We start from the raw sequence: 26,440 nt of genomic DNA on the forward strand, positions 1-26,440 counted from the left end.
TTGGAAGTTTATTTTATTACAATTTCTGCTTAATTTCACAGCCTCAAAAAACACCTTTTATGAAGCCCATAGTTTCTAAAGATTCTATTGTATATTTTAACGAAGAATGCTACACTGCGCTTAACACCTATTTGGAAAAGGCAAATCACTCCAAAATATTTATTTTGGTAGACAGCAATACCTATCAAAACTGTTATGCTCATTTTATGAGTAAAATTGAAGGTTCTTACGAAATTGAGGTATTGGAAATAGAGCCAGGGGAAATTCATAAGAATATAGAAACCTGCAGTAGCATTTGGAATGTATTAGCAGAATATGGAGCCGACAGAAAAAGTTTATTGATTAACCTTGGTGGTGGTGTAGTAACAGATTTAGGTGGTTTTATTGCTTGCACCTATAAAAGAGGAATTAATTATATCAATGTTCCTACTTCTCTACTAGCAATGGTAGATGCTTCTGTTGGTGGAAAAACGGGTGTAGATTTAGGTAATCTTAAAAACATGGTAGGTGTTATTAGCGAATCGGAAATGGTATTAGTTGATACTACTTATCTAGAGACATTACCTACCAATCAGATGTGTAGTGGTTTTGCAGAAATGTTGAAACATGGACTCATACAAGATAGAGCTTATTGGGAGAAAATGACCGACCTATCTAAACTAACCTTAGAAGATCTAGATCAATTAATTTATGACTCTGTAGTTATTAAGAATAACATCGTTTTTAAAGATCCTACAGAACAAAATATCCGAAAGTATCTCAACTTTGGACATACACTAGGACATGCTATTGAATCCTTTTACCTCACACATCCAGAAAAGCCAACTTTATTACATGGAGAAGCAATAGCTATTGGAATGATTTTAGAAGGATTTATTTCTGCAGCTTTACTATCAGTATCAGAGCAAGAACTTACGCAAATAAGTCAAGTGATTTTAGCTACCTTTCCAAAAGTATCCATAGATCCAAATGATCGCCAAGCTATTATGGAATTATTAGTACATGATAAAAAGAACGAAAAAGGAAACATCTATTTTGTATTACTTAATACCATCGGAGATGCTAAATACAATTGCATTGTATCTGACGATCTGATTATTGATGCTTTTGACTATTATGATTCGCTTTAATTTCAGTTGGTTTTAATATCTTTAAGGTCTAACAAAAGCTTAATCACTTGAAGAAACGACTCTTTAAACTCCTTAAAATATTCTTTATCAGCATGACAGTCATTGTTATATTTCTAATTGCTGTACTCTACTTTTCTTTACATAAGAAAATGCCAGAAGGTAGGTCTGGAACAGAAGCTGATAATTTTGCTTTACAAATACAACAAGCGGTACATCATAACCAATTTGTAAATACAGATTATATCCAATGGTCTTTTAGAAATCAGAACCATTATATCTGGAACAAAAAATCTGGGAAAGTAAAAGTAAACTGGGATACTTATGAGGCCAATCTAGATCTTCAGAATTCTATAAATAGTAGTATTACTAGAAATGGAAATATCCTGGAAGGCGAAGAAAGTCAAAAAATGATTAGTAAAGCACTTGCTTATTTTAATAATGATTCCTTTTGGGTAGTCGCTCCTCATAAATTGTTTGATGAAGGAGTAACCAGAAAAATTGTAACCCTAGAAGATGGTGAAAAAGGTTTGTTAGTGACGTATAGTTCAGGTGGTACAACACCTGGAGACTCATACCTATGGAAAGTTGACAAAAATTATCTTCCTACTTCTTATCAAATGTGGGTTACTATTATACCTATTGGAGGAATTGAAGCTACTTGGGAGAATTGGACTACTACAGAAAGTGGCGCCTATTTAGCTCAGTATCATAAGACTTTAGGCATTGGAATTCCCATAAGTAATTTAAGAGCATGGAATGAATAAATAAAAATGCATAACCATTCTTCTATAAAATTACTCTTAAAACAACTCTTTATCGTAAAAGAAATTTGAGCAATTATTTTATATCTTTACTACTAATTCTATCAAGAAAATGAATAAACTTTTCTCTGTTTGCGAGGAAAAAGTATATAATGATTTATATAAAAATCACGCCGAAAGTCTTCGAAACCATCTCTATTTCAAGTTTGGAGACTTAAATCAAGCTCAGGACATAGTACAAGAAGCATTTATTATCTTATGGTCTAAATGTAAAACAGTAATATTTGAAAAAGCAGTTAACTTCTTATACACCGTTTCTAAAAATTTGTACATAGATCAACTAAGGTCTAAAAAAGTGGCTCTTAAGTTTGAAAAAAGTGTGACTAAACAAAATCATGATAATGAAGATCCTTATTTTCATTTAAGAACCAAAGAATTCAAACAAAAAATAGAAGAAACCATTTCTGCATTGCCAGAAAAACAAAGAGAAGCTTTTTTACTAAATAGAATTGAAAAACTTACGTTTAAACAAATAGCAGAACGGTTAAATATCAGTCAAACTGCCGTAGAAAAACGTATTGCAAAAGCACTCATCAAGATTAAAGAGATAACAGAATTACAAAAACATAACATCTAATTAGGTTGGGTAAAATCGTATTGTAAACGTATACAAGGTAATTCTAACATAAAATACTTATACAGTGAATAATAAATTTACTCGAAACAATTTGATATCACGCTGGTTAGACAACCGATTGAATGAGGACGAAAAAAAACAATTGGAATCGTCTGGCGAGTTAGATGAATTAAAGGTAGTCATTGATGAAATTGATACCTGGCAAGTACCTAAACTAGATGTAGAAGCCGGATTAAAAGATCTTAATAATCTCAAAAAAACCGTTTCTAACACACAAGTAAAATCAATACATAAAAACAATTATGGTTGGATGAAGATAGCTGCAAGTATTGCTATCTTGATGACTATTAGCTATTTATCATGGAATTACTTTATGAATCAAACGACTACGATCACTACTCTGGTCGCTGAAAATAAAACAGTTGAACTTCCTTGTGGTACGATAGTAAAAGTTGACGCATTATCCAAAGTATCATTTAAGGAGAATGATTGGGAAAACAAGAGAACTATTTTCTTGGATGGTCAAGCATTTTTCGATGTTACTAAAGGAAAATCTTTTACCGTAATCACTGATTTAGGAAAAATTGATGTTTTAGGAACACAATTTAATGTAAAAGTAGCACCAGATATATTCGAAGTTAGCTGTTATGAAGGAAAGGTGAATGTAGAATATGGTAATAAAGATCAAAAAATACTAACAAAAGGACAGTCTGTAATAGCAGAAAAAAATATATTAGTTAGTAATTCTCATAATTCTATCACACCAGACTGGATTAATAATGTTAGTAAATTTAATAAAGATACCTTATCAGCAATAACGAAAGAGCTAGAGAAGTACTATGATATCAAAATAGAATTGCCAAAAAAATATGAACATCTAGAATTTACAGGGACACTAACTCATAAAGACTTAAATACAGCTTTAAATACACTATTCTCATCTATGGAAATAAAATATCGTATAGATAATAATAGGATTATTGTAGAATAAATTATGGATAATAAGTATGTTTCATATTACCATATTTTACTCTTACTCCTTCTATTTGGTTCTACTGGTATTGCTCAGAATACTAGTTTTATTAAGTTTTCAGATAAACTCGAAGAATTGGAGAAAAAATTTGATATCGATTTCTCCTACAATCATACTACCTTTAAAAATATATTCTTAAGAAGAAACATTAGCTGCGACACTATACAGGATTGTATTAAAATCATAGAGCAACAAGCTCGAGTAACATTTGAAAAAAATAACAGCAATGACTATATAATATTACCTATTCGAAAGAGTATTAACTTTCGAGTTATTGATGATACATCTAATTCAACTATTTCTACATTAGAATATCAAATCAATGATCATCCAGCAGATTATATATTTAGCACCGATGAAACATTTACATTGCGAAATGTATTCCTTTTAGATTCTATAAGTATTCATTTATATTCTTTTAATAGAGTAAAATTAAAAGCAGAAGATCTGTTAAACACTCCCGTTTTAAAACTGTCTAAAAAGCAGTTTCAATTAGATGAAATTGTTTTAAACAGCTACGTAACCAAGGGAATAGATTCTAGAATAAGTGATCATAGCATACAAATTAATACCCAATCCCTTGGTTTATTAGCTGGTGAAACCGATGGAGATATTTTTAATGTAATCAATAATATTCCAGGAATTCACTCTCCTAGTGGAAAACCAGGAAACCTTAATTTTAGAGGTAATACTTTTGATCAAAACTTGGTACAGATAGATGATATTCCTATTTATCATTCAGGCCATTTTTTAGGTGCTATTTCTCCTTATAATACTTCTGTCGTAACCGATGTAGAAATTCAAAGAAATTCCTTACCAGTAAAATGGGGAGGTCGTGTTGGTGGTCTAATTAATATGACTACCTACGACAAAATACCAAAAGAGAACCGTTATGAAATTTCTATCAACTCAATATTAGCAGGAGCTACTATAAAGACTAAGCTTATTGATGAGAAATTAGGGCTTGTCGTATCAGGAAGAAGCAGCTATCCAAATTTTAACACACCAAAACTAGAAGCTATTTCTATCTTAAGTTTTCAAGGAAGTAGACTGGAATCAGTAGCAGATGAAGTAAATAGTTCTTCTAATTTTGACATCGGTTTTTATGATCTAAATGCCAAATTAAACTATGACATAAATGATCGAAATGCGATTACATTAAGCTTTATAAATATTCAAAATGATCTATCAGCTCAGGTAAGAAACCAAAATGAAGATGACCAAGTTGATTTTAGAGAGTTGGAGCTAGATAACTGGGGATTTACTGCAAAATGGCAATCACAGTTTTCTAAAAAACTAAAAACAGAACTAAGATTTAGCAAATCAAATTTTGATCTTAATAGCATGAGCGAGGGTTTCGTGCAAAACACAAGATCTGATGTAGAAAGGTTTGATAATACGGTATCGGACACACGTGTAATCACAGAAATAACATATGATTATAATGATCATTTATCTTTCGAATCTGGGTATACCCTAACAGAGCATCGTCTAACCAGTAAAGAATTTGGACAACAAAGCAATATTGATTCTGAAAGACGGCAATCTGCAATTGTTCATTCTAATTACATCTCTTTTCAAAAAAAATGGAACGAACGATTAATCATTAATTTCGGGCTTCATAATAATTATTATTCACCTCTTCGTAATTTATATGTAAACCCAAGATTTTCTGCTAGTTATTTGGTTAATGATCAGATATATTTAAAAACTTCGGTTGGTAGTTCTAATCAATTTATTCAAAAAAAGTTTACCAATGATTTCGATGATTTCAATACTACAAATCAACTTTGGTTCTTACCTAATGATGAGATAAGACCTTTAAAAGGTACCCAAACGATGATTGGCGGTATATTCGATTCTTCTAAATGGTTAATAGATTTAGAACTGTATCATAAGAAAACAAATGATATTTCTCAGAAATCTGATGACCAATTGGGAAGTATCACCAGTTTTGGAACAAATCTTTTTATTAAGAAAAAATGGCGTAGAATAGAAGCTTTCATCAATTATTCTTTGAGTAAAACTGAAACGAACTTTCAAGAGACATCTGATGCATTCTTTGATCAACGTCACATCATAAGCTTAACTGGTTTAATAAATCTAAAAAAATGGAAATTCGCGCTTTCATGGGGGTATTTTTCAGGTTTACCAGCTATCTTTCCGAATGAATCAAATTCTGGTAATATAGAATTCTCTAATCGTTTTCCAGGATTGCATCAACTAGACTTTTCAACTTCTTATACTTTTTATAATACTTCTAAAAGCTTTAAAACGGTAATTGGTTTATCTATACTAAATGTATATGGACAAGATAATATTGTAAACGCTTTTCAAAATCAAGATGATAATAGTCTAAGAAAAGCAAGTAGATTCTCTCCAAATTTACAAATAAACCTATTTTTTTAACAAAATTATATACTTGAAAATCAATTTGTTAACCACCTAAAATAAAAATTATTATCATTTTTTTAAATTATGTGGTTGGGTAAAAACAAGTATCACTCGTATTCATAATAAACAAGCAAAAAGGTTTATGAAAAATAAGCCAAATTAGAATTATTAACTAAAACTTGAAAAAACATAAATGATACTATTTTTTAGTACTTTTTACTTTATTTACGGCCGAAAAAAGAAAGTAATTTAATAGTATCGACAAGTATCTGATAAAGATTTTATCAAGTTTTTCTTAACCTCAAAAAATTATGAAGAAAATAAATTTGAAGTGGATAATCATTATAGCAATTAACATATTATTATTTCAATCTTGTGCTACAGATGATGATGCTATATTTGATGATCCTGATACTGATATCGATTTAACTAATGAAACTGCTAATCTAATAGTTGAATGGAGTAATTTATGGGTAACTATAGATCAATATACACAAAGTATGAGACCAAATACCATTACTAGAGCTCTGGCATACATTCATTTAACGGGTTATGAAACTGCTGTTCCTTTTATGGATAATTATACGTCTAATGAAGATAGATTTAATAACCTGAATATAAATCTAAATGCATTAGAAGATGATGTAGATATTGATCTAGCTTTAAATACTGCATATGCACTGGTTATTGATCATTTTATGTTTAGCCTGGAATCTGGAGTTAGACAGAGAATATCTTCTTTTCAGGAAGAAAAAGAAGCTGAACTTACTGAAGGACTTTCTGCTTCAGAGATAGAAAATTCAGAAAATTGGGGTAGACATGTGGCACAGCGAGTTATAAGTTATAGTCAAACCGATCAAGAAGGAGAAGAACAAGCTGCAAACCCAACTCCTAGTGATTATATAGCTCCTGTAGGTGTTGGTTTATGGGCTGCTAATGAAAACGAAGATGCTTGGTTTCCGTATTGGAGAGAAGTCAGAACTTTTGCTATATCCCCAGAGGAAACTAGCAGCGAAGATTTTTCTACAGTCTTACAATACAGTAGAAATGAATCTAGCGAATATTATGAACAAATGCATGAGGTTTATGAAGTAGCAACGGCAGCTGCCAATGGAAACGATGAAGATTTATGGATTGCTGAGTTTTGGGCAGATGATGTAGAAGGTCTTATGATTAGTCCTCCAGGAAGACAATTTTCTATAGCTAATCAATTAATTGAACAATATGACTTGGGATATGAAAGAACATTGGAACTGTTACTAAAACTTGGTTTTGCGGTGAATGATGCAGCTGTTTCTGCTTGGGATGATAAATACACTTATAATATCGAGCGCCCAAGTAATTACATTTTAGAATATATAAATGAAGATTTTACAACCAATTTATCAAGATTTATAGAAGAGGCTAACCCAGCTTTTCCAAGTTATCCTTCAGGTCATGCTACGTTTGCAGGTGCTGGAGCTGGAGTATTTATCGGATTCTTTGGTACAGATAATATCAGTTTTACGGATAGAACCTATGAAGGATTTGATTACGTCATAGAGTTTAATGGTACACCAAGAAGTTTTACTTCCTTTACTGAAATGGCAAGAGAAAATGCATACTCTCGCGTTCCTTTAGGTGTACATATAGAACAAGATGCTATCGAAGGTTTACGATTAGGTAGAGAGATTGCTGATGCAGTAAATGATCTTGACCTTCAAAACTAAAATGAATCTGCAAAAAGTCCAACATATACTGTTGGACTTTGTTCTTTATAATAGTATTACAACTAGTTCTTCTATCTATCTATCTATCTATCTATCTATCTATTTAATCAATAAGCAACTTTGGCAAGAATAATGAAATTTGGGGAATAAGAGTAACTAAGACCAATACGATCAAACTCACTAATAAAAAAGGAAGTCCTGCCCTACTTACTTTGGTAATAGAGACCTTTCCTATACTGGAGGACACAAAAAGACAAATCCCCAAAGGTGGTGTCGTTAGACCAATCATTAGATTTAATAAAGCAATAACAGCAAAATGAATTGGATCTACTTCTACAGCGATTGCTACTTTTAATAAAATTGGAAACAATATTAAAAGAGCTGCTATAGTTTCCATAAAAGTTCCTACGAATATTAAAAGCAAATTGATTAACAACAACACTACATACTTGTTCTGAGAAAAATTAATAATCTCACTGGAAATTAACTGAGGTAATTGTTCTACAATCAAAATCCACCCAAAAAGATTTGCAAAACCAATTAACACCATTAAAGATGCCGAGGTTTTCATAGAATCCAAGGTAATAACAATAATTTTTTTAAGGTTTAATCTTCGATATACTAATGTACCCACTAATAAGGCGTATAAAACAGCAATAATAGATGCTTCGGTAGGTGTAAATACACCTCCAATTATTCCGAATAGGATGATAAAGGTCATTAATAAAGACCAAAATGTATCTAAAAAGCCTTTAAAAATCTGTTTTAAACTACTTTTTTCTAGTTTAGGATATTTTCTTTTTACTGAAATAAAGTAGGTTACAAGCATCAGACTTACACCCAATAATAGCCCAGGAAGTGCACCTGCTAAAAATAATTTACCCACGGATAATCCACTCAAGGTTGCTGCAATAATCATAGGAACACTTGGTGGAATGATAGGCCCTACAGTAGATGAAGAAGCAGTAACCGCACAAGAAAACGCAGCATCATATCCTTCTTTTTTCATCGCTGGAATCATAACCGAACCAATACTAGCTGTATCTGAAATCGCAGTCCCAGAAATTCCTGCAAAAAGCATGGAAGCACCAATATTTGCTAATGCTAACCCACCTCTTACATGGCCTATTAAGTGATTACAAAAACCTATTATTTTTTCAGTTAAACCTCCTTGATTCATTAAATTCCCTGTTAAAATAAATCCGGGAATACTTAATAAAACAAAAACATCAATTCCTGAATAGATTTTCATTGGAACTACGGTCAAAGGAATACCAGCAGCAATAAGATATGCTACACAAGATATTCCTAAAGCAAAAGCAATGGGAAAACGAAGCAATAAGCAAACAATAAATAACATAATAAGTACCCAAATCATATTACTTCTTTTTTATTTTTAAAATTCTGATTATTTTAATTATTGTATAAAAAGTGATTGTCAATCCCAATAAAGGCATACTTATAAATGCTATTGCCATTGGGAACTTCATACTTGGTGATTGTTCTTGCAAACCTGATTTCACCCATAATACCCCATACACTGAAAATATCATAAATAAAATGATGATACAGGCATAAATACCTATTGTAAGACGATGTTGCCAATTCTTAGGCAGCTTTTGAAATAAAAAATCAAAATATACATAGAAATTACTTTTCATGGCCAAACCAGATGAAAATGCAATTGCAAATACAAAGCATAAACGCGCGGCTTCCTCTGTCCAAGAAGGTGCTTTTTCCATAAAAAAACGACTATAAATTTGAACTAGTGTAGAGGTCAAAAAGCCCATTGTACTCAAAAACACACCTGATTTAAGAAAAACACCTAATACTTTTTCTATTTTTCTAATCATCATTTTTCACTTTAATACTCATATAAATTTCTTGCATTTCTGGTGATAATGTATTAAAAATAGCTTCGCCACATTTATCTATAAATGCAGCATTATCAACTTCTACAAAGGTCATTCCTAAAGATTCTAGCTCCTCTCTAATCTTCTTTTCATTTTCTACAAAAAGTTTTCGTTCATACGCTTGCATATCTTTTGCTGCCTGAAGAAATATTTCTTTCAGATCATCCGGAAACTTTTGAAACTGTTTCTCTCCTATTAAGGGATACGTCCAACTAACCACATGTCCGGTTAGATTTACATATTTTTGAACTTCATAAAACCCTGAGACTTTTATCAATGCCAAGGGATTTTCTTGTGCATCAATAGTTCCTTGTTGCAATGAAGTAAATACTTCAGAAAAAGCCATAGGAGTGGTTTTAGCTCCTAACGCTTCCCAAGCAGTTACAAAAGAAGGAACATTGGGCACTCTAAGAATTAATCCTTTTAAATCTTCTGGATGTTTTATGGGTCGATTGGATGTCAAATGTCTAGCTCCAGCCTGAAAATAACCAAGAGGACGTAAACCAGTTTTTTCCAACATTTCCTCTTCTATTTTTCTCCCTAAAGATCCATCGATAAGGTTCGCTACTTGATCAGGGTTTTCTAATAGAAACGGCATTTCGCAAAACGTCATGATCTCTGTCCAATTACTAAGTAATGAACTCGTTGTAGTCATATCAATTACTCCTGCTTGTATAAGTCTAATAGCTTCAATCTCCTTTGCCAACTGTTCTGAATGATAACTATGTAATATGATACGACCATCAGAACGCTCTCTCAAAATTTCTTCAAAAAATTTAAACGCCTTAAACCATGTGTGCTCTTCACCCACCAAAAGACTAGCCCGAATTAAAAATTCTGGTTTCTTTTCGGCTGTACAGCCACTAAGTATAAATAAACTTACTATACTTATAATTGTAAAATATAACTTTAGAAATCGGACATTCATCGGTTTTAAAATTTTCGAGTAAAACCCGGTAACAATATTAAACCTAAAAATAAAAGTTTTTCAATGCTTTATAAAACATAATATATTTCAATCAAAATAAAAGTGACACATAAAACTTAAATAGTAATAGTAATAATAACACTGAAATAATATTTAGGATCACTCCTACTTTTACCATTTCGGATACTTTTACATAACCACTAGCAAACACAATAGCATTGGGAGGTGTAGCCATTGGTAACATAAATGCGCAACTGGATGCCATCGTTACTGGAATCAACAAATGAAGCATTGAAATTTTTAATCCTAAAGCGATTCCTGCCACTACAGGAACAAAAATTGATACCAACGCTACGTTACTCATCAACTCCGTCATAAAAAGCATAAATACAATTAGCAGCAAAGCAACTATCAAAAGACTTAATCCTTTATTAGCAGCAATATTATCGGCTACTAATTCTATAAGACCAGCATGCGACAAACCACTAGCAAGTGCTAAACCACCACCAAATAGAATAAGAATGCCCCAAGGAAGCTTTTGCGTATCTTTCCAATCAAGTGTAAATTCTCCTTTATTTAGTTTAAAAGGAATAACAAATAATGCAAATGCTCCCATCATACTAATTCCTGTATCTGACAAATTCAAACCAGGAAAGAAATTATTGATTGTAGTTCTAGTAATCCACAAAAAAATAACAACACTAAAAATAGTAAGTACCCTTCGCTCAATTTTTGTGATTTTTCCAAGTTTCTTTAATTCTTCGTCAATTACATTTCTTGAAGCTGTAAAACCAGAAATTCGATTGGGATAAATCCATTTTACAATCACAAAATAAATAACTCCAATCATCATCACTGAAAAAGGAAATGCCAATAACATCCAGTTCAGAAACGAAATTTCAATCTGATATTCTGTCTCTAAAAACCCTACTAAAACCGAATTTGGTGGCGTTCCAATAATGGTTGCTACTCCTCCAACATTAGCAGAGAAGGCAATTCCTAGCATAATACTTAATGCAAAGTTTCGATCGTTTTTAGTAAACCCATCTTCATCATTGATCAAAAGCTGAATTACAGAAAGTGCAATGGGTAACATTACTACTGTGCACGCAGTATTACTTATCCACATACTCAAAAAAGCTGTAGCGATCATAAATCCTAGAATAACACGATTTGGACTGGTACCAGTAATCTTTATAATTGATAACGCAATTCGTTTATGAAGATTCACTTTTTCTAAAGCCAAGGCCATCACAAAACCTCCAAAAAATAAAAAAACGATATGACTTCCATAACTTTGAGATACTGTTTTAATATCTAAAATTCCAACCAATGGAAATAGAACTAAAGGAATCAAAGCAGTTACAGATATAGAAACAGCTTCCGTAATCCACCAAATAATCATCCATACCGCCACTGAAATTACCTTGTCTGCAATTTCAGAAACCATAACAAAAGGTAGGTTTACCAAAACCAAAAACAATAGTGGTCCTGCAAATAAACCTACCTTTTTAATTAGTGGATACACTGTCATTTACTTTTTACTGCTACCAACAAATTGTTGAGATTTATTTTTAAAAAGCACGTTAAATGTAGTTAGACTACCATACATTCTTGTGATATACTGTTGTAAATCAATTTTATCCTGATCATCAATTGCTTTAGAACTGTTAATCTTTTGTTCCATCACACGAATTCGATCTCGTACCATCACAATTTTATGAAAAAATGTATCGATTGGAATTTCTTTAGAAGCAAGATTTGTATCTGCTGGTTCTAATATTATTTTCCCACCTTTCCATTTATCAGCTATTGGTACTATTTCAGAAATATCGCTATATCTTTTTAATAATTCTCGGAATGTTCTTTCTACTTCATAAAAACTAATCGTATCAACTTCATCTTCTACACCATCGATGACTTCAAAATCTTCGTCTACATCTATAGTTTCTAATCCATTTTCAATAAAAGTTACCCAATACATTTTTGAGGTTACATTAGTAACAACACCCAATCCATAAGTAGGATGTTTAATTCTGGAGCCTATTCCTAATATCATATAATTTATGTTTTAAGCTAAAATATAAAAAGTATCAAAATTTAGTTCTGTCTTTATTTAGAAATTATAACAGCTATTTAACAATTGTAAAAGCTAACCCAATTTTACTAACACAACACAAATAACTACATTTGCAATCTTGGTTAAATTTTTATGGCAGTATCAGAGGAAAATATTGAAGTTTTAGGAGCTAGAGTTCATAATTTAAAAAATATCGATGTTACTATACCTAGAGAAAAGTTGGTAGTAATTACTGGGCTTTCTGGATCCGGTAAGTCGTCTTTAGCGTTTGACACTATTTATGCCGAAGGGCAACGACGATATATAGAAACGTTTTCCGCTTATGCCCGACAGTTTCTTGGTAGTCTGGAAAGACCTGATGTAGATAAAATCGATGGACTCTCTCCTGTAATTGCCATTGAACAAAAAACCACTAGCAAGAGCCCAAGAAGTACTGTGGGTACTATCACTGAGATTTATGATTTTTTGAGACTTCTATTTGCTCGAGGAAGTGATGCTTATAGTTACAATACTGGTGAGAAGATGGTCAGTTATAGTGATGAGCAGATCAAAGATCTTATCCTTAAAGACTTTGAAGGAAAAAAAATTAATATTCTCGCCCCTGTTATTAGGTCCAGAAAAGGACATTATCGCGAACTCTTTGAACAAATAGCTAAACAAGGATTTGTAAAAGTTCGTACCGATGGAGAAATCAAAGATATCACCAAAGGTATGAAGCTAGATCGATACAAAACCCATGACATCGAAATCGTAATTGATCGTTTAGCCGTTACCAACGACGTAGATAATTCTAAACGCTTGATGGAAACTATTAATACTGCGATGTATCACGGAGATGATGTCTTAATGGTGATTGAGCAAGGTTCTGATGAAGCTCGTTTCTTCAGTAGAAGTTTAATGTGTCCTTCTAGTGGAATTTCATACCCGAATCCAGAACCCAATAATTTCTCTTTTAATTCGCCTAAAGGTGCTTGTCCGAAATGTAACGGTATTGGAAATCTGTATGAAGTAAATATCAAAAAAATAATTCCAGATAATACTAAATCCATTAAAAATGGAGGTTTAGTACCTCAAGGACCACAAAAAAATAATTGGATATTTAAGCAGTTAGAACTAATTGCTCAACGTTTTGGGTTTAAGTTGAGTGACCCTATAAAAGATATTCCAGAAGAAGCGATGCAGATCATTTTGTATGGTGGAAAGGAAAAGTTTAGCGTAGATAGCAAAACACTGGGTGTCACTAGAGAATACAAAATTGATTTTGAAGGTATTGCTACGTTCATAGAAAACACTTACAACAATAACGATTCTACTTCTTTAAGAAGATGGGCTAAAGATTTTATGGATAATATCGAATGTCCAGAATGTAATGGGTCTAGATTAAGAAAAGAATCTTTGTACTTTAAAGTTGAGGGAAAAAGTATTGCGGATCTTGCTACAATGGATATTAGCGAACTTGCAGAATGGTTTCAAAAACTTCCTAAAAAATTAAGCGAAAAGCAACTACAAATTTCCGGTGAGATTTTAAAAGAGATCAATGCACGTTTACAATTTTTACTAGATGTAGGATTAACATACTTGTCGCTTAACAGAAGTAGTAAATCACTTTCTGGTGGAGAGGCACAACGTATTCGCTTAGCCACACAGATAGGATCTCAATTGGTTGGGGTTCTATACATTTTGGATGAACCGAGTATCGGATTACATCAACGAGATAATGAAAAGCTAATCAATTCACTTGTTCAACTAAGAGATATTGGTAACTCTGTTATTGTAGTTGAACACGACAAAGATATGATAGAGCGTGCCGATCATGTTATCGATATTGGACCACGAGCAGGAAAACATGGTGGTGAAATAATTAGTGAAGGTAATCCTGATAGCCTTAAAAACCACACAACTTTAACTGCAGACTATCTAAGTGGTAAAAAGCAAATCAAAGTTCCTGCTAAACGAAGAAAAGGAAATGGTAAAAAGATTTCGTTAAAGGGCGCAACAGGAAATAATCTTAAAAATGTTTCTATTGATATTCCATTAGGAAAAATGATTGCTGTTACTGGTGTATCAGGTAGTGGTAAATCTACACTTATAAATGAAACCCTATACCCTATTTTAAATGCTTACTATTTTAATGGGGTTAAAAAACCAATGCCATACAAGAAAATTACAGGCTTAGAACATGCAGACAAGGTAATTGATATTAATCAATCACCAATCGGAAGAACTCCACGCTCCAACCCTGCTACATATACCGGTGTATTTTCGGAAATTCGAAGTTTATTTGCTAAGACGCCAGAAGCTATGATTCGTGGTTACAAACCAGGGCGATTTAGTTTTAATGTTGCTGGAGGAAGATGTGAAACCTGCAAAGGTGGTGGTTTAAGAGTTATTGAAATGAATTTCTTACCAGATGTTTATGTAGAATGCGAAACGTGTCAGGGAAAAAGATTCAATAGAGAAACATTAGAAATACGATATAAAGGTAAATCGATTTCTGATGTATTGGAAATGACGATTAATGAAGCTTGTGATTTTTTTGAACATATTCCGAAAATTTTCAGAAAACTCAAAACCATTAGAAGTGTGGGGTTGGGATACATAACGCTTGGGCAACAATCTACGACATTATCTGGTGGTGAAGCACAGCGAATCAAACTTGCTACAGAATTATCTAAAAGAGATACCGGAAATACATTTTACATTCTAGATGAACCTACTACGGGTCTTCATTTTGAAGATATTAGAGTTTTAATGGAAGTATTAAACGAATTAGTCGACAAAGGTAATACTGTTCTTATCATTGAACACAATCTAGATGTAGTTAAAATGGCTGATTACATTATCGATATTGGCTATGAAGGAGGCAAAAATGGTGGTCAGGTAATTGCAAAAGGAACACCAGAAGAAGTAATAAAGAATAAAAAAAGCTATACTGCTAAGTTTCTAAGGAAAGAACTGGAGCAGGCATAATAACAACAAATAAAACAACAACCAATCATAAGGATATTTGCGAAAAGCATTTCCTATAAATTACAAAATATGAGAAAAGAACAACGTCATAAAGGATGGAATGAAATAAAAACAAATGACTCATGGGCAATTTTTAAGATCATGGGAGAATTTGTAAATGGTTTTGAAAAAATGAGTAAAATTGGTCCTTGTGTATCCATTTTTGGATCCGCAAGAACTAAGACTGATAATAAATATTACCAATTGGCTGTAGATGTAGCTCAGAAAATAGTTGAACATGGTTATGGAGTTATTACAGGTGGTGGACCTGGAATCATGGAAGCAGGTAATAAAGGTGCTCATTTAGGAGGTGGAACCTCTGTAGGACTAAATATTGATTTGCCATTCGAGCAACATGACAATCCATATATCGATAGTGATAAAAGTTTAGACTTTGATTACTTCTTTGTTCGTAAAGTAATGTTTGTAAAATATTCACAAGGTTTTGTAGTAATGCCAGGTGGATTCGGAACATTAGATGAACTTTTTGAAGCGATTACGTTAATTCAGACTAAAAAAATAGCAGTTTTCCCGATCATATTAGTAGGTTCTGAGTTTTGGGGAGGATTAATAGATTGGATAAAAGCTACGCTATTAGATAAATTCGGAAATATTAGTCCTGGAGATCTAGACTTAATTCATGTTGTAGATACGCCAGATGAAGTATTAGATATTTTAGATAAGTTCTATGCGCAATATAATTTAAGTCCGAACTTCTAAAAAAACTTTTCACACAAACTCAACAAACTCAAAATGAAAAAAATAATCATACCCCTTTTTACATTTTTTTTCATCCAATTATCGCTAGGACAAGAGACGATTAAAACTATGTTTTATAATGTCCTTAATTACCCTGCGGCGCCTCCAACAAATCGCGAAGAAATTCTGGAAACTATTATCGATAGTTATGAACCTGATATATTCATGATTTGCGAACTAGAAACTGAAGAAGGTGGAAAAGAAATATTAGACAATTCCTTAAATGATGATACTAACAATTATTCCAGTGCTCCATTTTTAAGTAATTTTTCTAATTCTGATGTAGAATTACATCAATTATTATATTACAATAATCAAAAGTTTGAATTACTACAAAGTCAAAGAATCACTACTACTATAAGAGACATCAACTGGTATACATTAGAACTTATTTCTGATGATCAGGTAAACAATCCAATTACTATTGAAGTATTCGTTTGTCATCTAAAAGCTAGTAGAGGTGTTGAAAATGAAGTGAAACGTCTGGATATGGTAGAAGAATTTATAGACAACTATAGTAATTTAGATGAAAACGCGTATGTCATTTTTGCTGGAGATCTAAACTTATATTCTTCCGATGAACCTGCGTATGAAGAATTATTAGATGCTAATAATAAAATTACTTTAGTTGATCCCATAAACGCACCTGGTGATTGGAGCAGTAACAGTAATTTTACCAGTATTCATACACAAAGTACGAGAATCAGTAGTGATGAATTCGGAGAGTTCGGAAGCGGTGGTGGCCTAGATGACCGTTTCGACTTTATCTTAGTCTCTGAAAACATGATAGATAATGATGAATTAGGGTATGTTCCAAACTCCTATTTTTCTTTTGGTAATAATGGAAATTGCTACAATCAGAGAATTGATGATGTAGACTGCACTGGTGTTTATGATAGTAATTTAAGAGAAGCCTTATATGATATGAGTGATCATTTACCAGTAGTTATGGAATTACAAACGAATCAACAACTTCTTACTACACCTGATTTTGAAGAGGTTTCTAATGTAATTCAATTAAATAGTGGTACTATAATTGAGGACATACTATCTTTACAAATAAGTAACAATTCGGAATCAATAAATTTTGAAATATATAATACTTTAGGGCAAAAATTGAAAACATTTTCCGCGAATGGAACTGGCACTACTACAATTTCTGTAGAAGATTTAAGTAATGGTATGTATTATCTTATTCCAGTAAACGTTCGCAGTAATACGATTAAATTTGTAAAGAAAAATTGAATCTTTCTAGGATATATCATATAATAACAAGCTTTTTTATACTGCAAGTTGCAACAGCACAGCATGATATCCGTATCGATGCTGCCCTAGATGCGGAAAGTAAAGTTATAACCATTAATCAGCAGATTACTTACAAAAACACATCTAACAAATCTTTAAAGGAAATCTTGTTACATGACTGGGCAAACAGTTTTGAAAGCAAGACTACACCACTTGGTGAGCGTTTTTCCGAAGATTTCCTTAAACGATTTTATTTTGCAAAAGACTACGAACGTGGTGCTACCGCTATAGCAGCTATTACAGATGTATCTGGAAATAGTCTTACTTTTGAGCGTTATAATAAACTACCAGATATCATCAGGCTTACTATTGATAATGAACTCCTTCCTGGAGAAAGCTTTGTATTTAACCTTGAATATAAAGTAAAATTACCTAGTGAAAAATTTACTAGATATGGATACCATAAAAATGGAGATTTTAGTTTAAAGTACTGGTATATAGTTCCTGCAGTACATAATGAAGATTGGCAAGTATATAGTCATAAAAACCTAGATGATCTATATGCTCCAATAGCTGACTTTCAGATTAATTTCACCTTTCCTAGCAACTATAGCCTTACCAGTGAATTAGATCAAAATGAACTTATTTCTGATAACGAAGAAAATAAAACTATACAACTAACCGGAAAAAATAGAAACGAAGTAAACCTTTACTTAGAACAAACAAATTCATTTTATGATTTTAAAATGAATGGTGTAAAACTCATTAGCAACATCGACGATAATGATTTAATGCCAGATATGAAGAGTGTAGCTTCTAAAAGAATCATAAAGTTTTTAGAAGACCGTCTTGGCCCCTATCCATTTGATAAAATATTAGTTTCTGAAAACGACTATAAGAATAATCCAGTTTATGGTCTAAATCAACTTCCTGATATTCTTAGACCATTTCCTGATGGTTTTCAATATGAAATCAAGCAATTAAAATCGATCACCGAAGCATATCTAGAAAAAACCTTACTTGTAAACCCTAGATACGACGCCTGGATAAAAGATGCCATTCATATATATATAATGATGGCATATACCGATCAGTATTATCCTGATATGAAAATCATAGGTAGTTTAAGTAAAATTATAGGAATACGATGGTTTCACGCAGCAGACTTGGATTTTAATGATCAATATTTTCTAGGATATAAAAATATGGCTAGGTTATTCCTAGATCAACCACTCACAGAACCACAAGATAAATTAGTGAAATTTAATAGTAATATTGCAAATGCTTATAAGGCTGGAGTCGGTTTTAAATATTTGGAAGACTATTTAGAAGACGACAATATCCTGGAAGACGCTGTTAGACAATTCTATACGAATAATACTTTAAAGCTTACCTCTTCTAAAGAATTTGAAAAACTATTAAATAGCCTGACTCCTAAAAATATCGACTGGTTTTTTGAAGATTTTATTCCTACTAATGAAAAATTAGATTTTAAGATTAAGTCCGTCAAAAAAAGGAAAGACTCACTTGAGATTACTATAAAAAATAAAAGAAACAATGCAATGCCTGTCTCCATAGCAGGTTTAAGAGATGGTCAATTAGTTTCTAAAACTTGGGTTACTAATATCGTTGGAAAGAAAAAGGTAAAAATAGCTAATGAAGATATTGATAAATTGGTTTTGGATTATGATCAAAACATTCCTGAAGTAAATAGAAGAAATAATCATAGAAATATAAAAGGCCTTTTTAATAAACCTATTCAATTAAGGTTTTTACAAGATGTAGAAGATCCCACTCGAAGCCAGATTTTTTATATTCCAGAATTTGAGTTTAATGTTTATGACGGACTTACTATTGGATCCAAATTTTATAATAAAACCTTTATTAGAAGAGATTTTGATTATAGGATTACTCCTAGTTATGGTTTTCTTTCGAAGAAATTAATTGGTTCGGCATTTTTTCAATATAGAGATCAAATAGCGGATTACGGATTATACCAGATTCGCTACGCTTTTAGTGGAAGTACGTTTAGTTATGCTCCAGATTTATTATTTAGACGTTTTTCTCCTTCCGTAAATTTCCTTTGGAGGCCTGAGGATTTAAGATCAAATGAAACACAAAGATTATCCATTAGAAGCGTAAACGTATTTAGAGATCGAGCCGAAAACAATCCAGTAGAAACACCAGACTACAGTGTTTTTAATGTAAGATACAGATATTCTGATTTTAATCTTTTAGATTTCAATTCTTACATAATTGATTATCAGCTAGCCAAAAACTTTAGTAAAGTATCAACAACCATAAACTATAGAAAGGTTTTTCTAAACAATAGACAATTAAATCTTAGGTTATTTGCTGGTGCTTTTATATTTAATGATACCGAAAGAGATGGTGATTTCTTCAGTTTTGCACTAGATCGACCTACCGATTATCTTTTTGATTTTAGCTATTTAGGACGTAGTGAAGAAACAGGCTTGGTAAGTCAACAAATAATCATAGCTGAAGGTGGTTTCAAATCTCAATTAGACTATCCTTTTGCAAATCAATGGATCACTACGCTAAATGCGAATACCAATATTTGGAATTGGATTTATGCTTATGGAGATGTAGGTTTTGTAAAAAATCGAGGTGTATCACCTAAATTTGTCTACGATGCGGGAGTGCGAGTAAGCTTAGTAGCAGATTATTTTGAACTCTTCTTCCCTGTTGTTTCTAATAATGGTTTTGAAATTAATCAACCAAACTATGATGAAAAAATCCGGTTTATAATTACACTCAGTCCACAAACATTAATTGGACTCTTTACAAGAGAATGGTACTAAACCCAATTATCAGAGTATAGATCAAGAAATTACAAATACTTCTTAGTCTTTTCTGTAACATCCTTTTCGGGATGCGTTTTTATCAGAAACTGCATGAATAAATATAAACTCAACACATGAGCAATGTTAACCAAAACAGTAAAAATGTTATTGGAATAAAACATTTCGTTTATGGGAAGCAGTGATACTATAAAAATACACAAACAAGAAACCACTATTAATTTAAAAGCCTCTTTATAGGTATCCCGTTTATAAATCATGTAAGAAATTAATATGTGCGTTGTAGAAAAAAACAAACATATAACTACTTCCAAAATAGCGTCCTTAACCATATCAACCAATAAATTAAATATAGATACGATCAAATAAGCGATAAGCGCAGCACTTACAATAAGTGGTATTGACCAAAAAGTATTCTTAGTAATAGCTCTAAAAGCTACATATTTCCTTAAAGCGAGAGAACACATGAGAAAATAGCATGCAGTGAGTAAACATATAATTGAAAAATTACCCACGAAATCAGAATAAATCAAAATATCACAAACAATCATTGATAATAAACTGATGATATACCAAATATTAACCTTTTCAACATTTTTAACGTAACCGATTCCTATAGAAATTATCATTATGGGTAACGCAAAAACTAAATATTTCTTATCGAAAAAACCCGCTATTACTGCAACAATAGCAAATGAAATATAGAATAATATATCGGTTGGGTTGTTTTTCTTCAAAAAAAATAATGTTTATGAAATTCACAATAACAAAGTATTACTATACTTCATATTGTGAAGTTGTCTATTGCATTTCGATTCTAAGTTATACTTTTTTTTCTGATTAATGAAAGAAAATACTTATAAACCCTATAAATAAAAATGGAACTTTCAAATGTGAAAATTTTGAATATTTGTTAATTCAATCTTAAAAAAACAACCCAAAAAAAGAATTCAATAACAAAAAAGTTAATTAACTGAATTATCCTTAATAAATTTAAGACTTCAAATCTTGGAATTGGTCTTATTTTTGGCTAAATTTGCACACCGTAAAAAATCGTTCACATGCAGCCTGAAACAACTATTACACCTAATATTTCTTTCGAAGAATATAGAAATCAAATACTTAGAGATTACAAAGTAGCTTTAATCAGTAGAGAGTGTAGTTTGTTAGGACGACGAGAAGTACTCACAGGAAAGTCTAAATTCGGAATTTTTGGTGGAGGTAAAGAATTACCTCAATTGGCAATGGCAAGAGTTTTTCGCGATGGTGATTTCAGATCAGGATACTATCGAGATCAAACTTTTATGATGGCTATTCATCAATATAGCATCGAAGAGTTTTTTGCAGGACTCTATGCACACACAGATATAGAGAAAGAACCTTTTGCTGCTGGAAGACAGATGGGTGGTCATTTTGCAACTCATAGTCTTAATGAAGATGGAACCTGGAAAAACTTAACACAACAAAAAAATTCAAGTTCCGATATCTCTCCTACTGCTGGTCAGATGCCTAGACTTCTTGGATTAGCACAAGCGTCTAAAGTATATCGTAACGAAAAAAGTGTTGCAGACTTTACGAACTTTTCTATCAATGGAAATGAAGTTGCTTGGGGAACTATTGGAAACGCAAGTACTAGTGAAGGACTTTTTTGGGAAACTGTAAATGCTGGTGGAGTTTTACAAGTTCCTATGGTGATTAGCATTTGGGACGATGAATATGGTATTTCGGTACATGCAAAACATCAAACAACAAAAGAAAATATCTCTTTGATCCTTGAAGGATTTAGACGCGACGAGAAACATGAAGGATACGAGATTATTGTTGTAAATGGTTGGGATTACCCAGCATTGGTGGAAGCCTATGAAACCGCTGAAGATTTAGCAAGAGAACAACATATTCCTGTCATAATTCATGTAAAAGAATTAACACAACCGCAAGGACATTCTACTTCTGGTTCGCATGAGAGATATAAGAGCGAAGAACGACTTAATTGGGAACGTGAGCACGATTGTAATAAAAAATTCAAGGAATGGATTATAGAGCATAATATTGCTACTGCAGAAGAATTGCTTGAATTAGAAAAGTCCTGTAAGAAAGAAGTTAGAAAAGGAAAAACTGCTGCTTGGAACGCATATCTTTCTGAAATAAAGGAAGAACAGCAACAAGCATTAGGAGTACTAAAAGCAGTTGAAAGCAAAAGTGCTAATAAGAATTTTATTACTCCACTTATTACAACATTAGCAGAAAAGGATGAACCCATCCGTAAAGATATATTAGAAGCAACGAGAAAAGCACTACGCTTTATTGTAAAAGAGAATTACCCAGAAAAAACTGCATTACAAAATTGGGTCAATAATTATATTGATGAAATTCAACCAAAATACAGTGATCATCTCTACAACGATTTTGATAGTAATGCTACTAATATAAAAGAAGTAAAACCTGAGTACTCAGAAAATGCTGAAGAAGTTGACGCACGTGTTATCCTTAGAGATAACTTTGATCAGATATTCAGTAGAGTTCCTGAATCCTTAATATTTGGAGAAGATAGTGGTAAAATCGGAGATGTAAATCAAGGTTTAGAAGGTTTACAACAAAAATTTGGTGAAATTAGAGTTTCTGATGCTGGGATTAGAGAGGCTACCATTATTGGTCAGGGAATTGGAATGGCAATGAGAGGACTTAGACCAATTGCTGAAATTCAGTACCTAGATTATATTTTATACTGTATACAGGGATTAAGTGATGATCTAGCAACCCTACGATATAGAACATTTGCTAAACAAAAAGCTCCACTAATCGTAAGAACAAGAGGCCATAGATTAGAAGGAATTTGGCATAGTGGTTCACAAATGGGTGGACTCATACATTTATTAAGAGGTATCCATATTTTAGTTCCAAGAAATATGACTAAAGCAGCTGGTTTTTATAACACACTATTAGATAGTGACGAACCTGCAGTGGTAGTAGAATGTTTAAATGGATATCGTCTTAAAGAAAAAATGCCTTCTAACCTATCGGAAATAAGAACACCATTAGGTGTAGTAGAAACCATAAAAGAAGGTACAGATATTACCTTAGTATCCTATGGCTCTACTTTACGACTTGTGGAACAGGCAGCTAAAGAATTACTTTCTGTAGGTATTAATGCAGAAGTAATCGATGTGCAATCTCTGATTCCTTTTGATTTAAATCATGATATCGTTAAAAGTATCGCGAAAACAAATAGAGTTTTAGTTATTGATGAAGATGTTCCTGGAGGTGCTACTGGTTATATTTTACATAAATTAATAGATGAGCAAAACATCTATCAGTATTTAGATAGTGAACCACAAACATTAAGTGCTCAACCACACAGACCAGCTTTTGGAACTGATGGTGATTATTTCAGTAAACCTTCTTCTGAAGATATCTTTGAAAAAGTATACGATATAATGAATGAAGTAAATCCTGCTAATTTCCCTAAGCTAAGATAACGAACAGATTATAAGTATACTAAAAAGGATCCTCGATTCGTATGCGTTTTCCATCAGCATAGGAAATAACGAAGATATTTTTGTCGATTACACTAGATCTAAGAAGAATTTTCCTGAATTCTTGAGCTTCTTTTAATGTCTCAAAAATTCCTAGGCTAAATTTATAGAAAGACGTATCTGTATAAATTAGTGTATTAGTATATTTTTCTGAAATAGATGTAATCTTATTATCTGTAAATGTTTGAATTTGAACAGAATATACTGTGTCTTTTTTTATTAAATCTCTAAACAAATACAAATCTTTTAATTCATTAATCTGCGTTTGCTCATTTTTTAACTGGTTCAATTCATTTTTGAGCCCATTAATTTCAGATTGAAAAGAAGAGAATTCTTTATTATTAACTTTTACGATAGGAGTTTCATCGCTCACCCAAAATACTACATAAATAATTAATGCTATTGTAGAGATCAATAAGACCGAGCACAATACTTTAAACATAAACTTAGATGCCCGATTTCTTTTTAGTTCAGCAGATCTTTCATTTAAAAGATCCTCTAATTTACGCTGCTCTACTTCAGCCTTTTCTATCTGATAGTGCAGTGATAAAAGATCTTCATTTTTAATGTCTGGCATCTTTACTGGGTATTAACTAAAATTATAGGTTTATTAGGTTCTAATTCATATCAGGGTAATTTCTGCTTAGTAATCCTATACACAATACCATCTTGCATCTCTAACACCATAATAGGATTATCAGAAATAATCTTCTCAAAAGCTTTTAGAGGAAATCCTTTAGAAATTTGATTCAAGTTCTGAATACGAACTTTATCATTTAATTCTAACCTCCTCAACTTTGTATTTAAGTTAGACACATAATAGTTATTATACAAAAAATATAAAGTATCACCATTCTTGTCTATATCATATTCTGCATCATTATTTTCTTTCGCTTTTTTAACGGCTTTCTTTCCTTTATAAAATTCAATAAAATCAGCTTCTATAAAAATAACTCCATTATTCCTAAATACTCTTTTTACGTAGCAATGTTGTTTTGTGTATTTTTTCTTTTTTGTATTTGTAGAATCAACCAAATTTAAACTATCAGAAAGCATGACATCTTCTATATCGTCTGAACCTGTTTTTAAGTTTTGCTTGTAGATTAAAATATCAGATTTTAATTTAGTTAATTCATCTTTTAGAGAATCATTCATCTGTTGAATCCTATCCATATCTGCTTTAGCATCCACACTTTCATCAGAAATGAATTTTGAATCATCTTTACTCAAATAATACATACCGAAAGACATTCCAGCAATTACAAGCAAAAAGAAGATCATGAATATCAAACTATTTCTTTTACTCCTCTTTAACTCATCCGAAATAGTTACAAGACGATTTTCCAGCTTTTGCTGCTTCATACCAGATTTTTCAATTCTATATTGTACTGATAGTAATTCGTCTTCTTTATCTTTCACACGTTTAAATTTTATTAATTACCTGAAAATAAATTAATTACAAAAATGTTCTCTTCATATGCTTTTATCGATTCATCTATATACCTAATAATCTTAAGGTATCCACTTTATATCTTTGAAATTAGGTTTTCTTTTTTCTAAGAATGCATCTCTCCCTTCTTTAGCTTCTTCTGTCATATATGCTAATCTAGTTGCCTCTCCAGCAAATACCTGCTGGCCAACCATTCCATCATCTGTTAAATTCATAGCAAATTTCAACATTTTTATAGACGTAGGAGATTTTTCTAAAATTTCCTGAGCCCATTGGTATGCAGTATCTTCTAATTCATCATGAGGAATAACCGCATTTACCATACCCATTTCATAAGCTTCTTGAGCAGAATAATTTCTTCCTAAAAAGAATATTTCGCGAGCTTTTTTCTGACCTACCATTTTCGCTAGATAAGCAGATCCATAACCTCCATCAAAACTTGTTACATCTGCATCGGTTTGTTTAAAAATTGCATGCTCTTTACTAGCAAGCGTAAGATCACAAACCACATGTAAACTATGACCACCACCTACTGCCCATCCTGGTACTACAGCAATAACTACCTTAGGCATAAAACGGATCAAACGTTGTACTTCCAAGATATTTAGCCTATGCATACCATCTTGCCCAACATATCCTTGGTGACCTCTGGCTTTTTGATCTCCTCCACTACAAAAACTATAAACACCATCTTTTGTAGAAGGACCTTCTGCAGAAAGTAATACTACACCTATAGAAGTATCTTCTTGTGCATCATAAAATGCATCATATAATTCACTAGTAGTATTTGGTCTAAAAGCATTTCTAACATTTGGTCGATTGAATGCTATCCTAGCGACACCATTTGATTTTTTGTAAGTTATATCTTGATATTCTTTTGCAGTTTTCCAGTTTATTGAACTCATTATATTTTTTTTAGCGCTATCAAAAATAATACAATATATTGTATCAAGCTATATCATTAGCTTAGTTAAATCAAGTTAAAACAGCAATATTTTTATATCTTTTATGTAAATTAACAACAGATTTGCACGATT

At 32.0% G+C, this 26,440-nt stretch carries 20 protein-coding genes; 11 read left to right on the forward strand and 9 right to left on the reverse strand.

Features of this window, described 5'->3' with window-relative positions:
• Window positions 1–59 precede the first annotated feature (59 nt).
• The 6 genes from aroB (at window position 60) to ACWNT5_RS16660 (ending at window position 7,664) form a co-directional block, all read left to right on the forward strand.
• Window positions 60–1,130: a 3-dehydroquinate synthase gene (gene aroB, locus ACWNT5_RS16635; RefSeq protein ID WP_456517971.1), complete on the forward strand. Its 1,071-nt coding sequence runs from the start codon at window positions 60–62 to the stop codon at window positions 1,128–1,130.
• 92 nt (window positions 1,131–1,222) lie between these two features.
• Window positions 1,223–1,894 carry a hypothetical protein gene (locus tag ACWNT5_RS16640; RefSeq protein WP_456517972.1) on the forward strand — a complete coding sequence of 224 codons (672 nt, stop codon included), beginning with the start codon at window positions 1,223–1,225 and terminating at the stop codon, window positions 1,892–1,894.
• Between the two features lie 109 nt (window positions 1,895–2,003).
• The gene (locus tag ACWNT5_RS16645; RefSeq protein WP_299601901.1) at window positions 2,004–2,528 is read left to right on the forward strand and encodes an RNA polymerase sigma factor; all 525 of its coding nucleotides are present in this window, start codon (window positions 2,004–2,006) and stop codon (window positions 2,526–2,528) included.
• 64 nt (window positions 2,529–2,592) lie between these two features.
• The gene (locus ACWNT5_RS16650) at window positions 2,593–3,519 is read left to right on the forward strand and encodes a FecR family protein (protein WP_456517973.1); all 927 of its coding nucleotides are present in this window, start codon (window positions 2,593–2,595) and stop codon (window positions 3,517–3,519) included.
• A 3-nt stretch (window positions 3,520–3,522) separates the two neighbouring features.
• On the forward strand, window positions 3,523–5,970 hold the full coding sequence (locus tag ACWNT5_RS16655; protein WP_456517974.1) for a TonB-dependent receptor plug domain-containing protein: 2,448 nt from the start codon (window positions 3,523–3,525) through the stop codon (window positions 5,968–5,970).
• A 296-nt stretch (window positions 5,971–6,266) separates the two neighbouring features.
• On the forward strand, window positions 6,267–7,664 hold the full coding sequence (locus ACWNT5_RS16660) for a vanadium-dependent haloperoxidase (protein WP_456517975.1): 1,398 nt from the start codon (window positions 6,267–6,269) through the stop codon (window positions 7,662–7,664).
• Window positions 7,665–7,767: 103 nt separating this feature from the next.
• Here ACWNT5_RS16660 and ACWNT5_RS16665 read toward each other — a convergent pair whose 3' ends face one another.
• The 5 genes from ACWNT5_RS16665 to ACWNT5_RS16685 form a co-directional block, all read right to left on the reverse strand.
• Window positions 7,768–9,042 (reverse strand): TRAP transporter large permease, encoded by a 1,275-nt coding sequence (locus tag ACWNT5_RS16665; protein WP_456517976.1) that lies wholly within the window; start codon window positions 9,040–9,042, stop codon window positions 7,768–7,770.
• A 1-nt stretch (window position 9,043) separates the two neighbouring features.
• The gene (locus ACWNT5_RS16670) at window positions 9,044–9,517 is read right to left on the reverse strand and encodes a TRAP transporter small permease (protein WP_456517977.1); all 474 of its coding nucleotides are present in this window, start codon (window positions 9,515–9,517) and stop codon (window positions 9,044–9,046) included.
• A complete protein-coding gene (locus ACWNT5_RS16675) occupies window positions 9,510–10,505 on the reverse strand; it encodes a TRAP transporter substrate-binding protein (RefSeq protein ID WP_456517978.1) in 996 nt (331 codons plus the stop codon). The genes ACWNT5_RS16670 and ACWNT5_RS16675 overlap by 8 nt, the downstream gene beginning before the upstream one ends.
• A gap of 91 nt (window positions 10,506–10,596) precedes the next feature.
• Window positions 10,597–12,033 carry an SLC13 family permease gene (locus ACWNT5_RS16680; protein ID WP_456517979.1) on the reverse strand — a complete coding sequence of 479 codons (1,437 nt, stop codon included), beginning with the start codon at window positions 12,031–12,033 and terminating at the stop codon, window positions 10,597–10,599.
• 6 nt (window positions 12,034–12,039) lie between these two features.
• Complete coding sequence (locus ACWNT5_RS16685; protein ID WP_299601916.1) at window positions 12,040–12,564, reverse strand: hypothetical protein; 525 nt, start codon at window positions 12,562–12,564, stop codon at window positions 12,040–12,042.
• A 153-nt stretch (window positions 12,565–12,717) separates the two neighbouring features.
• On the opposite strand from ACWNT5_RS16685, the gene uvrA reads away from it, so the two are divergent.
• From uvrA to ACWNT5_RS16705, 4 genes are all read left to right on the forward strand, one after another.
• Window positions 12,718–15,555, forward strand: a complete 2,838-nt coding sequence (gene uvrA / locus ACWNT5_RS16690; protein WP_456517980.1) for an excinuclease ABC subunit UvrA — start codon at window positions 12,718–12,720, stop codon at window positions 15,553–15,555.
• A 69-nt stretch (window positions 15,556–15,624) separates the two neighbouring features.
• Entirely contained in the window at window positions 15,625–16,314 is a 690-nt protein-coding gene (locus ACWNT5_RS16695) for an LOG family protein (RefSeq protein WP_456517981.1), read from the forward strand.
• A gap of 33 nt (window positions 16,315–16,347) precedes the next feature.
• The gene (locus ACWNT5_RS16700) at window positions 16,348–17,598 is read left to right on the forward strand and encodes a T9SS type A sorting domain-containing protein (RefSeq protein ID WP_456517982.1); all 1,251 of its coding nucleotides are present in this window, start codon (window positions 16,348–16,350) and stop codon (window positions 17,596–17,598) included.
• Window positions 17,595–20,420 carry a metalloprotease gene (locus ACWNT5_RS16705; RefSeq protein WP_456517983.1) on the forward strand — a complete coding sequence of 942 codons (2,826 nt, stop codon included), beginning with the start codon at window positions 17,595–17,597 and terminating at the stop codon, window positions 20,418–20,420. The genes ACWNT5_RS16700 and ACWNT5_RS16705 overlap by 4 nt, the downstream gene beginning before the upstream one ends.
• A 29-nt stretch (window positions 20,421–20,449) precedes the next feature.
• On the opposite strand, the gene ACWNT5_RS16710 is transcribed toward ACWNT5_RS16705, so the two are convergent.
• Window positions 20,450–21,157: a hypothetical protein gene (locus ACWNT5_RS16710; protein WP_299601931.1), complete on the reverse strand. Its 708-nt coding sequence runs from the start codon at window positions 21,155–21,157 to the stop codon at window positions 20,450–20,452.
• Window positions 21,158–21,481: 324 nt separating this feature from the next.
• Between ACWNT5_RS16710 and ACWNT5_RS16715 the strand changes: the two genes are divergently transcribed.
• Entirely contained in the window at window positions 21,482–23,896 is a 2,415-nt protein-coding gene (locus ACWNT5_RS16715) for an alpha-ketoacid dehydrogenase subunit alpha/beta (protein WP_456517984.1), read from the forward strand.
• Window positions 23,897–23,915: 19 nt separating this feature from the next.
• Here ACWNT5_RS16715 and ACWNT5_RS16720 read toward each other — a convergent pair whose 3' ends face one another.
• The 3 genes from ACWNT5_RS16720 to ACWNT5_RS16730 form a co-directional block, all read right to left on the reverse strand.
• Window positions 23,916–24,530, reverse strand: a complete 615-nt coding sequence (locus ACWNT5_RS16720; protein ID WP_299601936.1) for a hypothetical protein — start codon at window positions 24,528–24,530, stop codon at window positions 23,916–23,918.
• A gap of 50 nt (window positions 24,531–24,580) precedes the next feature.
• A complete protein-coding gene (locus ACWNT5_RS16725; protein ID WP_456517985.1) occupies window positions 24,581–25,372 on the reverse strand; it encodes a hypothetical protein in 792 nt (263 codons plus the stop codon).
• 93 nt (window positions 25,373–25,465) lie between these two features.
• Complete coding sequence (locus ACWNT5_RS16730) at window positions 25,466–26,308, reverse strand: 1,4-dihydroxy-2-naphthoyl-CoA synthase (RefSeq protein WP_299896175.1); 843 nt, start codon at window positions 26,306–26,308, stop codon at window positions 25,466–25,468.
• Window positions 26,309–26,440: the final 132 nt, after the last annotated feature.

It is taken from the genome of Aquimarina sp. 433 (assembly GCF_054054605.1).

Coding starts and splice junctions, on each gene's coding strand:
- aroB (WP_456517971.1), top strand. CDS start 60: ATGAAGCCCATAGTTTCTAAAGATTCTATTGTATATTTTAACGAAGAA.
- ACWNT5_RS16640 (WP_456517972.1), top strand. CDS start 1,223: ATGACAGTCATTGTTATATTTCTAATTGCTGTACTCTACTTTTCTTTA.
- ACWNT5_RS16645 (WP_299601901.1), top strand. CDS start 2,004: ATGAATAAACTTTTCTCTGTTTGCGAGGAAAAAGTATATAATGATTTA.
- ACWNT5_RS16655 (WP_456517974.1), top strand. CDS start 3,523: ATGGATAATAAGTATGTTTCATATTACCATATTTTACTCTTACTCCTT.
- ACWNT5_RS16660 (WP_456517975.1), top strand. CDS start 6,267: ATGAAGAAAATAAATTTGAAGTGGATAATCATTATAGCAATTAACATA.
- ACWNT5_RS16665 (WP_456517976.1), bottom strand. CDS start 9,042: ATGATTTGGGTACTTATTATGTTATTTATTGTTTGCTTATTGCTTCGT.
- ACWNT5_RS16670 (WP_456517977.1), bottom strand. CDS start 9,517: ATGATTAGAAAAATAGAAAAAGTATTAGGTGTTTTTCTTAAATCAGGT.
- ACWNT5_RS16675 (WP_456517978.1), bottom strand. CDS start 10,505: ATGAATGTCCGATTTCTAAAGTTATATTTTACAATTATAAGTATAGTA.
- ACWNT5_RS16685 (WP_299601916.1), bottom strand. CDS start 12,564: ATGATATTAGGAATAGGCTCCAGAATTAAACATCCTACTTATGGATTG.
- uvrA (WP_456517980.1), top strand. CDS start 12,718: ATGGCAGTATCAGAGGAAAATATTGAAGTTTTAGGAGCTAGAGTTCAT.
- ACWNT5_RS16695 (WP_456517981.1), top strand. CDS start 15,625: ATGAGAAAAGAACAACGTCATAAAGGATGGAATGAAATAAAAACAAAT.
- ACWNT5_RS16700 (WP_456517982.1), top strand. CDS start 16,348: ATGAAAAAAATAATCATACCCCTTTTTACATTTTTTTTCATCCAATTA.
- ACWNT5_RS16715 (WP_456517984.1), top strand. CDS start 21,482: ATGCAGCCTGAAACAACTATTACACCTAATATTTCTTTCGAAGAATAT.
- ACWNT5_RS16720 (WP_299601936.1), bottom strand. CDS start 24,530: ATGCCAGACATTAAAAATGAAGATCTTTTATCACTGCACTATCAGATA.
- ACWNT5_RS16730 (WP_299896175.1), bottom strand. CDS start 26,308: ATGAGTTCAATAAACTGGAAAACTGCAAAAGAATATCAAGATATAACT.